This window comes from Brevundimonas sp. Marseille-Q4549 (assembly GCF_976940555.1).
In genome coordinates this window covers 61,483-76,183 of the sequence record NZ_CDRHXG010000001.1, presented here as the reverse complement: position 1 = coordinate 76,183, position 14,701 = coordinate 61,483, and the positions used below count along the sequence as shown (strand labels likewise).

The window sequence follows — 14,701 nt, the reverse complement described above, 5'->3', positions numbered from 1 at the left end:
CGGGCTACCGATAAGCCTTGACCGCCCTCGCGTCACCTTCCGATAAGCGGCATAACCACACGGACAACCGGGATTCAGGGGAAACCATGGCCGAAGACGCCATCGAAGGCGGCGCGGAAAACGCCCGTCAGGAAGCCATCATCGACAATCTGGCGCCGATCGAGGCCTTGGAGGGCGTCGAGCGCGAGGTCATGGACTACGACGTGGTGATCGTCGGCGGCGGCCCGGCCGGCCTGTCGGCGGCCATCCGTCTGAAGCAGCGCGCGGAAAAGGACGGCAAGGACATCAGCGTCGCCGTGCTGGAAAAGGCGGCCGAGGTGGGCGGACATATCCTGTCGGGCGCCGTGATCGATCCCAAGGCGCTGAACGAACTGTTCCCCGACTGGCGGGAACGCGGCGCGCCGCTGGAGACGCCGGTGACGAAGGACCGCTTCCTGCTGCTGGGACCGCAGGGATCGGCGCCCCTGCCGATGCCGCTGATGCCGCCCTTCATGCACAATCACGGCTGCTACATCGCCTCGCTGGGCAATGTCACGCGCTGGCTGGGCGAACAGGCCGAGGCGTTGGGCGTCGAGGTCTATCCCGGCATGGCCGCCAGCCATGTCGTTTGGGAAGAAGAGACCGGACGGGTCAAGGGCGTCGTCGCCGGGGTCTTCGGCATCGACCGCGAGGGCAAGCCGACCGACGACTTCCAGCCGGGCATCGAACTTCACGGCAAATATGTCTTCATCGCAGAGGGCGTGCGCGGCTCCTTGGCCAAGACCATCATCGCCAAGCACAAGCTTCAGGACGGCAAGTCGCCCCAGAAATACGGCATCGGCCTGAAGGAGCTGTGGCAGGTGCCCGCCGAGCAGCACCAGCCGGGCCTGGCCCAGCACACGACCGGCTGGCCGCTGGATGAACATACCGGCGGCGGCAGCTTCCTGTATCATTTCGGCGACCGCTATGTGGCTGTCGGATACGTCGTGCACCTGAACTACAAGAACCCCTTCCTGTCGCCGTTCGACGAGTTCCAGCGCTTCAAGCACCACCCCGAGATCGCCCAGCACCTGGAGGGTGGAACACGCATCTCCTACGGCGCGCGCGCCATCACCGAGGGCGGCCTGCAGTCCATCCCGAAGCTGAGCTTCCCCGGCGGCGTCCTGATCGGCTGTTCGGCCGGCTTCGTGAACGTGCCCCGCATCAAGGGCAGTCACAACGCCATGAAGACCGGCATGCTGGCCGCCGACGCCGCCTATGACGCCGTGCAGGCCGGGCGCGCGGGCGACGAACTGGTCGAATACCAGGCCGCCTTCGAAAAGAGCTGGGTCTATAAGGAGCTGTCCGTCGTCCGGAACGCCAAGCCCCTGTTGTCCAGGTTCGGCACGACGCTGGGCGGGGCGCTGGGCATGTTCGACATGTGGTGCCGCACCCTCTTGGGCGGTTGGTCCCCGATCCCGACGCTGAAGCACGAGAAGACGGACGCGGCCTCGACGGAGCCGGCGGCGAACCACAAGGCGATCAAATATCCCAAGCCGGACGGCAAGCTGTCGTTCGACAAGCTGTCGTCGGTGTTCATCTCCAACACCAACCATGCCGAGGACCAGCCGGCCCACCTGAAGCTGCTGGATCCGTCGATCCCGATCCTCGTCAACCTGCCCAAATACGGCGAGCCGGCGCGGCTGTACTGCCCGGCCGGCGTGTACGAGGTCGTCTATGGCGACGAGGCGGCCAAGGCCGATCCGCGCTTCGTGATCAACGCCCAGAACTGCGTCCACTGCAAAACCTGCGACATCAAGGATCCGTCGCAGAACATCGTCTGGACCACGCCCGAAGGCGGCGGCGGTCCCAACTATCCGAACATGTGAGCAAAGCGGGCGGGAGGCGGCGTCGCGCCCCTTGCCCGTGGCGGGAAAAGCGTGAAGGGTCGGGCCATGATCGCCTTCCCCTTGCGCGCCCGCCGTTCCCGTCTGTTCGCCGCGTCCCTGTCGGTTCTGGCCCTGGTCGCCGCCGGCGGCGCCGTGGCGCAGGAAGCTCCTGCCGATCAAGCACCGGCCGCGCCCGAGCCGCATGTCGTCATCGCCGAGCCGGACAAGGCGCCGGAAGAGCCCGCCGCGCCGCCGATCCCCGCGGTCTGGGCCCCCGTGCCGACCGACGCCGACGGCGCCAGCGCCTATGGCCTCTATCTGGCGGGCAAGCTGGCGTTGATGCGGGGCGAAGGGGCGGTCGGCGCCGACTTCCTGGCCCGCGCCAACCGCCTGACGCCGGAACAGCCGCGCGTGCGCGAACAGGCCTTCACCGCCGCCCTTCTGACCGGCGATCTGGACGTGGCGGCGGCCCTGGCGCCCAGCGACGGATCGCCCGCCTTCGTCGAGGCGGGGCGTCTGGTCCAGACCGTCCAGGCCTTCGTCCATGGCGACGCCCGCGCGGCCGACGCCGTCCTGAACCAGCCCATCGGCGCGCCTCACGCCCGCGCCGGGATCATGATCACGCCGTGGATCGCGGCGGCGGCGGGCGACTGGACCCGCGCCCTGCAACCCGCGCCGACCACGGCCGACCCCCTGACCCTGGCCATCGCCCGCGTCAGCCGCGCCAGTCTGCTGGAGCGGCGCCGCGACTACGCCGGGGCCGAGGCCGAACTGAAGGGACTGGCGGATGCTCCGACGATCGGCGCCCTGTTCAAACGCCCTTACGGCGAGTTCCTGGAGCGACGGCGTCGCCGACCCGAGGCCATCGCCCTGTATCAGGCGGGCCTGACGGCCAATCCGGACGACACCGGCCTGAAACGCGCCCTGGCCCGCGCCCAGGCCGGCGAGCGCCCGCCCGCCCTGCCGACCTTCCGCGCAGGGGCGGCGCAAGGCCTGACCACCGCCGCCTTCCAGGCCGCCAACGAACGCGGCAACGAATTCGCCGCCGTCTATCTGCGGCTGGCGCTGAACCTGGAATACGACGACACCACCCAATACACCCTGGCGCAGATGCTCTCGCGCGCCGGGCTGAATTCGGCGGCGCGCGCGGCCCTGGAGCGGATCGGGCCGGACGATGCGGCCGTCTACGCCGCCGCCCGCGCCGAACTGGCCTCCAGCTACGCCCAGGAGGGGCAGGACCAGGCGGCCCTGACCGAACTGCGCCGCGCCGCCGCCGCCCTGCCGGCCGATCCGCGCATCGCCCTGATGCTGGCCGGGCAACTGGTGCAGTTGAAGGATTACGACGCGGCCCTGACCCTGTTGAACGGGCCGCTGCTGAACACCGCCCAGCAGCCGTCCAGCGCCCGCTTCCTGCGCGGCGCGACCTATGAGGCGATGAACCGCATTCCCGAGGCGGAGGCCGAGCTGTGGGCCGCGCTTCAATCCGCGCCAAACGACGCCAACACACTGAACTATCTCGGCTATCTGTGGGTGGACAAGGGGTTGAGGGTGCAGCAGGGGGCCGACATGATCGCCCGCGCCCATGCGCTGGAGCCGAACAACGGCCATATCGAGGACTCGCTGGGCTGGGCCCAGTATCGCCAGGGCCAGTTCGACACGGCCGTGACCACCCTGGAGCAGGCGGTGGACAAGGAGCCTGCCAACGCCGAGATCAACGACCACCTGGGCGACGCCTACTGGCGGGTGGGCCGGCGGCGGGAGGCGGGCTGGCTGTGGAACCGCGTCCTGACCCTGGATCCCGACGCCGAACGCCGCGCCGAGGTGGAACGCAAGATCGCCCAGGGACTGGACGATGCCCCGGCTCCGACCGGCGTCTCCAACTAGGGTCATGCGGTCCAGCGATTCCGCGACGGTCCTGGCCCCGGCCAAGATCAACCTGTTCCTGCATGTCGGCGCGCCGGACGCCGAGGGCTATCATCCGCTGGCCAGTCTGGTCGCCTTCGCCGATGTGGGCGACCGGGTGACGGTCGAACCGGCCGGGCGGCTGTCGCTGTCGGTCACGGGGCCGTTCGGCGACGGGCTGGCGGGACCGGACAATCTGATCCTGAGAGCGCTGCGGGCCTTGGGGGAGGCGACCGGAACGGGCGAACCGCCGCTGAAGGTGAAGCTGGACAAGCGACTGCCCGTCGCGGCGGGGCTGGGCGGCGGATCGTCCGACGCCGGGGCGGCGCTGAAGCTGGCGCGCGCCGTGCTGAAGCTGGACATCGAAGAGACGGGGCTGGAGGCCGTCGCCGGACAGATCGGGGCCGACGGCCCCATGTGCCTGCGCGCCCGTTCCGCCTGGGCCGAGGGGCGGGGCGACGTCCTGACCGAGGCGCCCGACCTGCCGATCCTGCCCGCCATCCTGTTCAATCCAGGCGCGCCTTCCCCGACCGGCGCCGTCTATCGCGCCTATGACGACGGGCCGATCAGGGGCGTCGCCCAGCCTGCGCCGCCCGCCGATTGGTCCGTCGCCGCCGTCATCGACTGGCTGGCGGCCCAGCGGAACGATCTGGAGACCCCGGCCCTGGCCCTGACGCCCGTGATCGGACAGGCCTTGGCCGTTATGGCCGATGCGCCCGGCGTCGAACTGGCGCGGATGTCCGGTTCGGGCGCCACGGTCTTCGGCCTTTGCCGCACGGTCGAGGCGGCCGAGGCGGCGGCGCGGGCGCTGGGCGCCGCCTGGCCCGGCGCCTGGGTCCGCGCGACCCGGCTGGGCGGCGGTTCCCCCCCAAACGATCATGCTCTATAGCTCCGCCGTCCCGATTTTCAGCCTCTTTCCGAGCCCGATTTGACCACCCCGACCGAGCCGCTCGCGTTTCAGGACCTGATCCTGACCCTTCACCGCTACTGGGGCGATCAGGGCTGCGCCATCCTGCAACCCTATGACATCGAGGTGGGGGCGGGGACGCTGCACCCCGCGACCGTCCTGCGCGCCCTGGGCCAGAAGCCGTGGAAGGCCGCCTATGTCCAGCCCAGCCGCCGCCCCGGCGACGGCCGCTATGGCGAAAACCCTAACCGGCTCCAGCATTATTATCAGTATCAGGTCATCCTGAAGCCGAACCCGGACAATCTTCAGGACCTGTATCTGGGTTCGCTGAAGGCCATCGGCATCGATCCGAAACTGCACGACATCCGCTTCGTCGAGGACGACTGGGAAAATCCCACCGTCGGCGCCTGGGGCCTGGGGTGGGAGGTCTGGTGCGACGGGATGGAGGTGACGCAGTTCACCTATTTCCAGGGCGTCGGCGGCATCGAGGTCGATGTGGTGTCGGGCGAGCTGACCTACGGGCTGGAACGCCTGGCCATGTATGTTCAGGGCGTCGACAACGTCTATGATCTGAAGTTCAACAAGGAGGGTCTGACCTACGGCGACGTCTTCCTGGAGAACGAGCGCCAGCAGTCGGCGGCCAACTTCCACGGCTATGACGTGGACGGGCTGAAGCGCCGGTTCGAGGACATGGTCGCCGAGGTGCAACGCCTGCTCGACATGCGCGGGCCGCAGGATCAGCCGCTGGTCCTGCCCGCCTATGACCAGGTGCTGAAGGCCAGCCACCTGTTCAACCTGATGGATGCGCGCGGCGCCATCGCCGTCGCCGAACGCCAAAGCTACATCGGCCGCATCCGCGAACTCTGCAAAGCCTGCGCCCTCGCTTACGTCGAACAAGAGCGGAAAACCGCCTGATGCCCCAACTCCTCCTCGAAATCTTCTCCGAAGAAATCCCCGCCCGGATGCAGCAGGGCGCCGCGCGCGACCTGGAGCGGATGGCGTCCGAGCGGCTGAAGGCCGCCGGCCTGACCTGGGACGCCCTGACGACCTACGCCGGGCCGCGCCGCCTGACGCTGGTGATCGACGGCCTGCCCGCCGCCACGCCCGACCGCGAGGAAGAGGTCAAGGGCCCCAAGGTCTCGGCCCCGCCCCAGGCGCTGGAGGGCTTCCTGAGGAAGACGGGCCTGACCCGCGAAGCGCTGGTGGAGCGCGACGGCGTCCTGTTCGCCGTCCTGTCGTCCAAGGGGCGCGCGACCGCCGATCTGGTCGCCGAGACGGTCGATCAGATCGTGCGCGCCTTCCCCTGGCCCAAGTCGATGCGCTGGGGAACCGGAACCCTGCGCTGGGTGCGGCCGATCAAACGCATCCTGTGCCTGTTCGACGGCAAGGTGGTTCCGTTCGAGATCGACGGGATCGCATCCGATGCGATCACCGAGGGGCACCGCTTCATGGGCTCGGGCGCACCCTTGCGGGTCAGCGACTTCGCCGACTACCGCGCCCAGTTGGAGAAGAATTTCGTCCTGATCGACGTGGCCGACCGCAAGCTGCGCATTCTGGAGCAGGCCAGGGCCGCCTGCGCCGCGCGGAGTCTGGTTCTGGTCGATGACGACGGCCTGCTGGACGAGGTGGCGGGTCTGGCCGAATGGCCGACCCCGATCCTGGGCGACATGGACCCGCAGTTTCTGGCCCTGCCGCCGGAAGTCGTGCGTCTGTCGATGAAGGTCCACCAGAAGTATTTCGCCGTCCGCGATCCGGCGCGCGAAGGCCTGGCGCCCAACTTCCTGGTCGTCGCCAATGTCGAGGCGACCGACGGCGGCAAGGCCCTGGCCGCCGGCAACAGCCGCGTGCTGAGCGCCCGCCTGAACGACGCCCGCTTCTTCTGGGACGAGGACCAGAAGGTCGGCTTCAAGGTTTGGAACGAGAAGCTGTCCGGCGTCACCTTCCACGCCAAACTGGGCACATTGGCCGAGCGCGTCGAACGCATCGCGGCGCTTGCCCGCGAGATCGCCCCCCTGGTCGGCGCCGACGCCGATCAGGCCGAAACCGCCGCCCGCCTGTCCAAGGCCGATCTGGCCAGCGGCATGGTGGGCGAGTTCCCTGAGCTTCAGGGGATCATGGGCGGCTATTACGCCCGTCTGGCCGGATACTCCGACGCCGTCGCCGACGCCGTGCGCGACCACTACAAGCCCCAAGGCCCCGCCGACACGGTCCCGACCGCCCCGGTCACGGTCGCCGTCGCTCTGGCGGACAAGCTGGACACATTGGTCGGCTTCTTCGCCATCGACGAGAAGCCCACGGGCTCAAAGGACCCGTTCGCGCTGCGGAGAGCGGCGCTGGGCGTGATCCGGTTGGTGCTAGAGAATGGGGTGCGGGCTCCGTTGAGAAGAGTGCTCATTGAAAGCGTTTTTGGACTGACGAATGTCAGCCGCACCTTGGATGTGTTGCACCGCTTTGAAGACGGCGGTGTGTCCACGTCTGGCGTCAGCGTTTCCAACGAACTCACCGATCAGAAGGTGGTCGGCCTGCAGTTGACCCGAGGCAGCGGCGAACTCGCTGCGCCTGTCGTCGTGTCTGGTGATCTTCTCGCCTTCTTTGCCGACCGCCTGACCGTCCTGCTGCGGGACCAAGGCCAACGCCACGACCTCGTCGCCGCCGTCTTCGCTTTGGGCGACGACGACCTCGTCCGCATCGTGCGTCGGGTGGAGGCGCTGGCCGCGTTCCTCGCCACCGACGACGGGGCCAATCTGCTGGCCGGCTACAAGCGCGCCTCTAACATCCTGCGCGCCGAGGAGAAGAAGGGGCCGCTGCCCACCGGCATGGTTCAGACCGGCCTGCCCAATCAGCCCGAGGCCGAGACCACCCTGGCCTTCGCCGTCGGCGCCGCCCGCAACGCCGTCGAGGCCGCGCTGGAGACCGAGGACTTCGCCGCCGCCATGACGGCCTTGGCGCGCCTCCGCGCGCCGGTGGACCGCTTCTTCGAAGACGTAATGGTCAACTCCGACGTCCCGGCCGAGCGCGAGAACCGGCTGAAGCTGCTGGGCCAGGTGCGCGACGTCATGGGCCGCGTCGCCGACTTCGGCCAGATCGCAGGCTGATCGCGGGTTGAACGAAAACGCCTCCCTGCGCGGGCGGGGAGGCGGCTTTCATCGGGCGATCCTCAGTCCGCCCCTCAGTCCTGCGGGATCGGATTGGTGCGCGGGTCCGGGCCGTTGGTGACGACGCGGTCGCGGTCGCCCAGGTCCTTGATGATCTTGACGTCGGTGAAGCCGGCTTCCTCGAACAGGGCCTTGACCTGCGGTCCCTGGTCCCAGCCGATCTCGACCGCGAAGACGCCCAAAGGCTTCAGGATGCGCCGGATCTCGGGCGCCAGGTCGCGGTAGGCCTGAAGCCCGTCCGGGCCGCCGTCCAGCGCCAGATGCGGATCGTGGTCGCGCACCTCGGGGTCCAGGCCAGCGATATGGTCGGTCGGGATATAGGGCGGATTGGACAGGACCAGGTCGAAGCTGGCGTCGCCGAAGCCCGCCGCCCATTCGGTGCGCAGGAAGGACGCCCGGCCGTTCAGGTCCAGGTTGGCGGCGTTCTCCTTGGCCACGGCCAGGGCCTCGGGCGAGATGTCGGTGCCGACCCCCTGCGCCGCCGGCCGCTCGGCCAGCAGGGCCAGAAGGATGGCGCCCGAGCCGGTGCCCAGGTCTATGGCGCTGAACGCCTCGTTCCTGGCGAAGGCCAACAGGCTGACGTCCAGCAGGGTCTCGGTGTCGGGCCGGGGGCTGAGCACGTCGGGCGTGACGTTCAGCATGATCTTCCAGAAGCCCTTCTTGCCGACGATGCGCGACACGGGTTCGCGCCGCAGGCGCCGGTCGATCATGGCGTCATAGGCGGCGCTCTGTTCGGCGGTGACGACGCGATAGGGATCGGTCAGAATGTCGGTGCGGCTGGCGCCGGTGGCGGCTTCCAGCAACAGGCGGGCGTCGATGGCCGGGCTATCGATCCGGCCGTCCTTCAGCCGCGCCTGGGCGGCCTTCCAGACGGTCAGCAGGGTCGAGGCGCCGTCGGTCGGCTTGGGCGTGATGGGTTCGGTGGTCATGAAGGGTGAGTGGGGCTTTATGGGCATGAATTCAAGAAGCCAGCGGATATCCGGGAACGTCGGACCAGCTTCGCCGTTCGCGTCCTGATGAAGACCTCCCCCTCTCGCCTCGCCGATCTGATCGGTCGTTTCACGCCCGGTCGACGCGCCCTGAAGGCGGCCGGAAAAGGCGGCGCGGGTCTGTGGGCCTATGTCGCCGCCGCGGCGGGCGGGCTGGCGGCCGGGGCCGGGGCGGCGCACCTGCTCTATAGTCAGGGTTACAGGTTCGGCGTCGAACTGCGCCCCGAACGGCCCGAGCCTCTGCCGCCCGCGCCGCCGACGCCCGAAGACTACGAGGCCAGGGAGCCGGGCCGGGGGCGCCTGGCCGAACGCCCGCACCACATTCCTCGAAAGGGCTGGACCGACATCCTGTGGCGCGCCGCCGCCTCCTATTTCGGGGATCGGGTGGGGTTCGTGGCGGGGGGCGTGACCTTCTTCACCCTGTTGTCGCTGTTTCCGCTGCTGGGTTCGTTCGTGACCCTGTACGGCCTGTTCGCCGATCCGGCCAAGGCGTGGGAGCGGCTGCAGTTCCTCTATGCCCTGCTGCCCGACAGCATCGCCGAATTCCTGGGCGCGCAGATGCAGCGTCTGGCCGAGAACTCCAGCGGTCAGCTGACCTTCACCCTGATCTGGACCCTGGCCCTGTCGCTGTGGACGGCCAACGGGGCGGTGAAGATGCTCTTCTACGGAATCAACGTCGCCTATCACGAGGTCGAGAAGCGCAACATCGTCCACTACAACCTGTTGTGCATGGCGTTCACGGTCGGGGCGCTTCTGTCGGTGCTGCTGACCTCGGCCCTGGTGGTGGGGGTGCCGGTGGTCGTGCATCTGTTCGGACTGGAAGAGGAATGGGGCCTGTTCGCGCCCCTGCGCTGGCCGCTGCTTCTGACCGGCTATGTCTGCGCCCTGATGCTGATCTATCGTTACGGGCCTTGCCGGCAGAAGGCGCGCTGGCGCTGGCTGACGCCGGGGGCCGTGTTTTCCGCCAGCCTCAGCCTGATCCTGTCGTTGGCCTTCAGCTGGTATCTGAACACCTTCGTCCGAACCGACAGCTATGGGCCGCTGGCGGCGATGATGGGCTTCCTGTTGTGGACCTGGCTGTCGGTGCAGGTGATCCTGATGGGGGCGTCGCTGAACGCCGAGATCGAGCATCAGACCGCGGTGGACACCACCACCGGCAAGCCCCAGCCGATCGGACAGCGCGGGGCCATGGTGGCCGATCACGTCGGCGCGCGGCGCGGCAACCCCGCCGCCCTGGCCTTCACCCAGCGCCAGATGGAGGCGGCGGCCGACCGGTTGCTGCGTCGCCGTTCGCGCGCCGACCGCCGTCGCGTGTGAGGGCGCGCGCCCCTAGAGGATGAACCGGCTCAGATCCACGTCCTTGGTCAGGGCGCCCAGCCTTTCGCGCACGGCTTCGCCGTCGAAGGTCACGGTCTGGCCCGACAGGTCCGAAGCCTTGAAGCTGGTCTCCTCCAGCACCCGCTCCAGCACGGTCTGAAGCCGCCGCGCGCCGATGTTCTCGACCGCGCTGTTGGCCGCCACCGCCGCATCGGCCATGGCCTCCACCGCATCGTCGGTGAAGGTCAGGGTCACGTCCTCGGTCGCCAGAAGCGCCTGGTTCTGACGGATCAGATTGGCCTCGGGCTCGGTCAGGATGCGCTTGAAGTCGTCGCGCGTCAGGGCCTTCAGCTCGACCCGGATCGGCAGCCGCCCCTGCAGCTCGGGCAGCAGGTCCGAAGGCTTGGCGACATGGAAGGCGCCCGAGGCGATAAACAGCACGTGGTCGGTCTTCACCGGCCCGTATTTGGTCGAGACCGTGGTGCCCTCGATCAGGGGCAGGAGGTCGCGCTGCACCCCCTCGCGCGACACGTCGGCGCCGGATGCGCCCTGGCGTGCCGCGACCTTGTCGATCTCGTCCAGGAAGACGATGCCCTCGTTCTCGGCCAGTTTCAGCGCCTCCTGCGTCAGGCTGTCCTGATCCAGCAGCTTGTCGCCCTCTTCGGCGATCAGGGGCGCGGTGGCGTCGCGCACAGTAAGCTTGACGGTCCTGGTGCGCCCGCCGCCCATCTTGCCCAGCATCTCCGACAGGTTCAGCAGGCCGACGTTGCCGCCGCCGGGAATGTCCAGGCCCTGGATCGGAGAGGCGGTGTCCGCCAGCGCGATCTCGATCTCCTTGTCGTCCAGTTCTCCGGCGCGCAGCTTCTTTCGGAAACTGTCGCGCGTCGCCGGCCCCGCGCCGGGTCCGACCAGGGCGTCCAAGATCCGGTCCTCGGCGGCGGCCTCGGCCTTGGCCCGCACGTCGCCGCGCCGGCGCTCGCGAACCATGATCAGGGCGCTTTCGACCAGGTCGCGCACGATCTGATCCACGTCGCGGCCGACATAGCCGACCTCGGTGAACTTGGTCGCCTCGACCTTCAGGAAGGGCGAGCCGGCCAGCTTGGCCAGCCGCCGTGCGATCTCGGTCTTGCCCACGCCCGTCGGGCCGATCATCAGGATGTTCTTGGGCGTCACCTCGTCGCGCAGGTCGTCCGGCACGCGCTTCCTGCGCCAGCGATTGCGCAGGGCCACGGCCACGGCGCGCTTGGCGTCGTTCTGCCCGATGATGTGGCGGTCCAGCTCGGAGACGATCTCGCGGGGGGTCAGTTCAGTCATGCGGTGCAGATAGTAGGTCGTGACGCAGAGCGGGAGGGGCGGGGCGCCGCAGTCCGCCGCCGCTCAGCAAAAAGGCGCCCTCCAGCCGGAGAGCGCCTTTGATGCATCAGCCAGTATCGCCCCGGATCAGGCGGCGTTGGCGGCCTTGTTCTTGGCCAGCTTGTCCTGGTGGGCCTGCATGCCCTTGGCGATCAGGTCGGCGGCCTCTCCGGCGTCGCCCCAGCCCTGGACCGTGACCGACTTGCCCTTCTCCAGGTCCTTGTAGCGGGTGAAGAAGTGCTCGATCTGCTCGATCAGGATGGTGGGAAGCTGACGGTAGCTGGCGATCTCGGTGTAATAGGGGTTCAGCTTGTCGACCGGCACGGCCAGGATCTTCTCGTCGCCGCCGGCCTCGTCCACCATCTTCAGCACGCCGATGGGGCGCGAACGGATGACGCAGCCCGGCACCACCGGCGTCGGGTTCAGCACGATCACGTCGCACGGGTCGCCATCGTCCGACAGGGTGTGGGGCACGAAGCCGTAGTTGCCCGGATAATACATGGCCGTGTGCAGGAAGCGGTCGACGAACAGGGCGCCCGATTCCTTGTCCATCTCGTACTTCACCGGCAGGCCCCCTTGCGGGATTTCGATGATGACGTTGATGTCCCAGGGGGCGTTCGGGCCGACCGGAATGGCGTCGAGGTTCATGGCGGGTCTTTGCTGCGACTGCGAAATTCGAAAAGGCGATGGGTGATAGGCTTGTCGGCTCGTCACGGCAAGCACGACCTTCCGTCGAAGGCCAGGGCCGGACTTGCGCCGGGCCGCGTCATCGGTGACATGATGGACCATGAGCTTGATCGACTGGGCGGCCCTGGCGCTCTTCTTCGCCAGCTGGCTGGGTTACAACTCCATCCTGGGCCTCATCGGCCGCAGGGGCGGCTCGCTGAACGCCGACATGGCCTACATCCGCACGGTGTGGATGCAGTCCATGACCCATCGCGAGCTGAAGCTGGTCGACAGCCAGTTGATGGGCCATTCCATCAACTCGGCCTCCTTTTTCGCCTCGACCAACCTGCTGCTGATCGCGGCGGTGGCCGGCGCTGTTCGGCGGCGAGAACGCGCTGAAGGGATTCGCCGCCGTGGGCGCCGAAAGCGTGCCCACCCGTCTGCTGGAGGCCAAGCTGGCCCTGGTGCTGGTCTGCCTGACGCGCGGCTTCCTGGATTTCATCTGGGCGCTGCGCCAGATGAACTACACCCTGGCCCTGATCGGCTCGGCCCCCGAACTGCATTCCAAGACCGATCGCAAGGCCTTCAGCGAGGCGGCGGGCCAGTTGCTGAACCCCGCGCTCAGCGCCTTCAGCCAGGGCGTTCGGGGCTACTATTTCGCCCTGGCCGCCGCCGCCTGGCTGTTCGGCCCGCTGTGGCTGGCCCTGGGCGTGGTGTCGTCCTTCGGCCTGCTGCTCTATCGGCAGGAGGCGTCGCCGGCCGCGCGGGCCATCCGCAATGCGCGGCGTCTGCTGACGGACTGAGGATACTGCAACTGCGAAGGATGACGCGCCGTCATTGCGGCTTCAGCGCCGCGAAACCGGTTACACCGCCGATTTTCGTAACATGGCGTGACCATCGCCGGGTCAGATCGGCCTTGACCCATTGTGCATCGCAACCTAGATTGGTCTTCGACGCCTGAGGGCGTCTTGCCCTTCCTGGGCGTTTCCTCCCTATAGACTTTCATGCCGCACCTTCGGGTGCGGCTTTTTTTTGATCCGTCCACCCTTCAGGCGGCCCAATCCTCCGCGCACAGGGCCGCGATGACGCGCGACACAGTCCGGCGCGTCAGGTCGAAGGTCGCATTGGGCCTCAGGGTCGCCTCGTCCAGATAGAGGCCCCGGCTGATCTCGATCTGGATCGCCTCGAATCCCGCCTCGGGCCGGCCCCACACCTGGGTGGACCAGCCGCCGGCGTAGGGCAGGTTCAGCGACACTCGCCACCCCGCCGCCTGGAACAGGTCGCGCAGCCGCCGCGTCAGGCGCGCCCGACAGGCCGACCCGTGCCGGTCGCCCAGCACGACCTCGGCGCCGGCCGCGCGCGTCGGCATCGAATGCCAGTCGATCAGCACCGCCCGGCCCTGCCGTTCCCGCGCCGTGTGCATCAGCTGGGCCAGCGCCGCGTGATAGGGTCCGTGGACCGTCTCGATCCGACGCCGCGCCTCGTCCAGCGTCAGCCGCCGATCATAGAGGGCGCGCCCGTCTCCGGTCAGGCGCGGCATGACGCCGTAGCCGGCGGCGGTCTTGGCCCCGACCGGCCCTTGGGCCCCCTCGATCAGCGCGGGATCCAGTTCGTCCGGATCGCGGTTCAGATCGACATAGGCCCGCCCGAGCCGCCCGACGATCAGGGGCGCGCCGTGGCGGGGGCCGTCCGCGACCAGCTGCGCCACCAGGGCGTCCTCGGCGCTTCTCAGGCTGTGGATCGACAGATCGCCCGCCGCGCCCATGTCGTCGGGATAAAGGTCCCCCGAATGGGGAGAGCTGAACACCAGGGCGCCCGCCGCGCGGTGCGGGGGCGGTTGGGTGATCGAAAAGGTCTCGCCCGCGTCGGTCATGCCTTCGCATAGACGGTTTCCGCACAGAAGAAAGCGGCCGGGTGTTGCGGCGGATCGTTGAATTTCATCGCCGGTTTACGCTTATGCCCCTAGCCTGCGGGTCGATTTCAAGGGACCTTCTCCGCATGGCGCGCATCCTCCTGGCCGAAGACGACAGTTCGTTGCGCGGCTTCCTGACCCGGGCGCTGGAGCGCGCCGGCCATCAGGTCATCGACTGCGAGAACGGCGACGACGCCATCGACGCCCTGGAGCACGGCCCCTACGACCTTCTGCTGACCGACATCGTCATGCCGGGCGCCGACGGGATCGAGGTGGCGCGCGTCGCCGCCGCCCGCCAGCCGGGCCTGCGCATCATGTTCATCACCGGCTTCGCCGCCGTCGCCCTGACCGCCGCCCAGGCCTCGCCCGAGGCGAAGGTCCTGTCCAAGCCCGTCCACCTGCGCGACCTGGTCAACGAAGTCGAACGGATGGTCGCCGCCTGACGCTTGTTTCGGCAGGGATTTTTCAGAAATCTCGCCGTGGCGGTCAAAGCCGCTTGATGCCGACGGATCGGGCCGCTATACGACCCGCCTTCCCGCTCTCGAACCCATCGAGAGCCGCCACGGCGGACGCGTAGCTCAGCGGGAGAGCACTACGTTGACATCGTAGGGGTCACAGGTTCAATCCCTGTCGCGTCCACCATTTCTTTCAAT

Annotated in this window: 12 protein-coding genes, 1 tRNA gene and 1 pseudogene; 10 read left to right on the top strand and 4 right to left on the bottom strand. The window is 68.4% G+C overall.

The window, feature by feature from the left end; genetic code table 11:
• The first annotated feature begins 191 nt into the window (after positions 1 to 191).
• From ACWPV3_RS00385 to glyS, 5 genes are all read left to right on the top strand, one after another.
• Complete coding sequence (locus tag ACWPV3_RS00385; RefSeq protein ID WP_453978478.1) at positions 192 to 1,847, top strand: electron transfer flavoprotein-ubiquinone oxidoreductase; 1,656 nt, start codon at positions 192 to 194, stop codon at positions 1,845 to 1,847.
• Between the two features lie 66 nt (positions 1,848 to 1,913).
• Entirely contained in the window at positions 1,914 to 3,731 is a 1,818-nt protein-coding gene (locus tag ACWPV3_RS00380) for a tetratricopeptide repeat protein (RefSeq protein ID WP_453976420.1), read from the top strand.
• Positions 3,732 to 3,735: 4 nt separating this feature from the next.
• A complete protein-coding gene (locus ACWPV3_RS00375) occupies positions 3,736 to 4,638 on the top strand; it encodes a 4-(cytidine 5'-diphospho)-2-C-methyl-D-erythritol kinase (RefSeq protein WP_453976419.1) in 903 nt (300 codons plus the stop codon).
• A gap of 39 nt (positions 4,639 to 4,677) precedes the next feature.
• Positions 4,678 to 5,571 (top strand): glycine--tRNA ligase subunit alpha, encoded by an 894-nt coding sequence (locus ACWPV3_RS00370; protein WP_453976418.1) that lies wholly within the window; start codon positions 4,678 to 4,680, stop codon positions 5,569 to 5,571.
• Positions 5,571 to 7,751: a glycine--tRNA ligase subunit beta gene (gene glyS / locus ACWPV3_RS00365; RefSeq protein ID WP_453976416.1), complete on the top strand. Its 2,181-nt coding sequence runs from the start codon at positions 5,571 to 5,573 to the stop codon at positions 7,749 to 7,751. Before ACWPV3_RS00370 ends, glyS begins: the two co-directional genes overlap by 1 nt.
• A gap of 74 nt (positions 7,752 to 7,825) precedes the next feature.
• Here the strand turns inward: glyS and prmC are convergent, their stop codons facing one another.
• Positions 7,826 to 8,740: a peptide chain release factor N(5)-glutamine methyltransferase gene (gene prmC, locus ACWPV3_RS00360; protein ID WP_453976415.1), complete on the bottom strand. Its 915-nt coding sequence runs from the start codon at positions 8,738 to 8,740 to the stop codon at positions 7,826 to 7,828.
• Between the two features lie 87 nt (positions 8,741 to 8,827).
• Here prmC and ACWPV3_RS00355 point away from each other — a divergent pair, with 87 nt between their 5' ends.
• Positions 8,828 to 10,117 (top strand): YihY/virulence factor BrkB family protein, encoded by a 1,290-nt coding sequence (locus tag ACWPV3_RS00355; RefSeq protein ID WP_453976413.1) that lies wholly within the window; start codon positions 8,828 to 8,830, stop codon positions 10,115 to 10,117.
• Between the two features lie 12 nt (positions 10,118 to 10,129).
• Here the strand turns inward: ACWPV3_RS00355 and hslU are convergent, their stop codons facing one another.
• Positions 10,130 to 11,431 carry an ATP-dependent protease ATPase subunit HslU gene (hslU, locus tag ACWPV3_RS00350; protein WP_453976412.1) on the bottom strand — a complete coding sequence of 434 codons (1,302 nt, stop codon included), beginning with the start codon at positions 11,429 to 11,431 and terminating at the stop codon, positions 10,130 to 10,132.
• Positions 11,432 to 11,557: 126 nt separating this feature from the next.
• Complete coding sequence (gene ppa / locus ACWPV3_RS00345) at positions 11,558 to 12,118, bottom strand: inorganic diphosphatase (protein WP_453976410.1); 561 nt, start codon at positions 12,116 to 12,118, stop codon at positions 11,558 to 11,560.
• A 139-nt stretch (positions 12,119 to 12,257) separates the two neighbouring features.
• Here ppa and ACWPV3_RS00340 point away from each other — a divergent pair.
• Together ACWPV3_RS00340 and ACWPV3_RS00335 are read left to right on the top strand one after the other, a co-directional pair.
• A pseudogene (locus tag ACWPV3_RS00340) lies at positions 12,258 to 12,479 on the top strand (DUF599 family protein); the annotation flags it as partial.
• A 70-nt stretch (positions 12,480 to 12,549) separates the two neighbouring features.
• Positions 12,550 to 12,939, top strand: coding sequence for a DUF599 family protein (locus tag ACWPV3_RS00335; RefSeq protein WP_453976409.1), 390 nt, complete (start codon positions 12,550 to 12,552; stop codon positions 12,937 to 12,939).
• A gap of 245 nt (positions 12,940 to 13,184) precedes the next feature.
• Here ACWPV3_RS00335 and ACWPV3_RS00330 read toward each other — a convergent pair whose 3' ends face one another.
• Entirely contained in the window at positions 13,185 to 14,009 is an 825-nt protein-coding gene (locus tag ACWPV3_RS00330; RefSeq protein ID WP_453976408.1) for an N-formylglutamate amidohydrolase, read from the bottom strand.
• A 125-nt stretch (positions 14,010 to 14,134) separates the two neighbouring features.
• Here ACWPV3_RS00330 and cpdR point away from each other — a divergent pair, with 125 nt between their 5' ends.
• Both cpdR and ACWPV3_RS00320 read left to right on the top strand, forming a co-directional pair.
• Entirely contained in the window at positions 14,135 to 14,491 is a 357-nt protein-coding gene (cpdR, locus tag ACWPV3_RS00325; RefSeq protein WP_292086775.1) for a cell cycle two-component system response regulator CpdR, read from the top strand.
• 124 nt (positions 14,492 to 14,615) lie between these two features.
• Positions 14,616 to 14,690, top strand: a tRNA-Val gene (locus tag ACWPV3_RS00320).
• The last annotated feature ends 11 nt before the right edge of the window (positions 14,691 to 14,701 follow it).

Excerpts from the sequence above, each read along its gene's own strand:
- ACWPV3_RS00385 (WP_453978478.1), top strand. The coding sequence starts at position 192 with ATGGACTACGACGTGGTGATCGTCGGCGGCGGCCCGGCCGGCCTGTCG.
- ACWPV3_RS00380 (WP_453976420.1), top strand. The coding sequence starts at position 1,914 with ATGATCGCCTTCCCCTTGCGCGCCCGCCGTTCCCGTCTGTTCGCCGCG.
- ACWPV3_RS00375 (WP_453976419.1), top strand. The coding sequence starts at position 3,736 with ATGCGGTCCAGCGATTCCGCGACGGTCCTGGCCCCGGCCAAGATCAAC.
- glyS (WP_453976416.1), top strand. The coding sequence starts at position 5,571 with ATGCCCCAACTCCTCCTCGAAATCTTCTCCGAAGAAATCCCCGCCCGG.
- prmC (WP_453976415.1), bottom strand. The coding sequence starts at position 8,740 with ATGACCACCGAACCCATCACGCCCAAGCCGACCGACGGCGCCTCGACC.
- ACWPV3_RS00355 (WP_453976413.1), top strand. The coding sequence starts at position 8,828 with ATGAAGACCTCCCCCTCTCGCCTCGCCGATCTGATCGGTCGTTTCACG.
- hslU (WP_453976412.1), bottom strand. The coding sequence starts at position 11,431 with ATGACTGAACTGACCCCCCGCGAGATCGTCTCCGAGCTGGACCGCCAC.
- ppa (WP_453976410.1), bottom strand. The coding sequence starts at position 12,118 with ATGAACCTCGACGCCATTCCGGTCGGCCCGAACGCCCCCTGGGACATC.
- ACWPV3_RS00330 (WP_453976408.1), bottom strand. The coding sequence starts at position 14,009 with ATGACCGACGCGGGCGAGACCTTTTCGATCACCCAACCGCCCCCGCAC.
- cpdR (WP_292086775.1), top strand. The coding sequence starts at position 14,135 with ATGGCGCGCATCCTCCTGGCCGAAGACGACAGTTCGTTGCGCGGCTTC.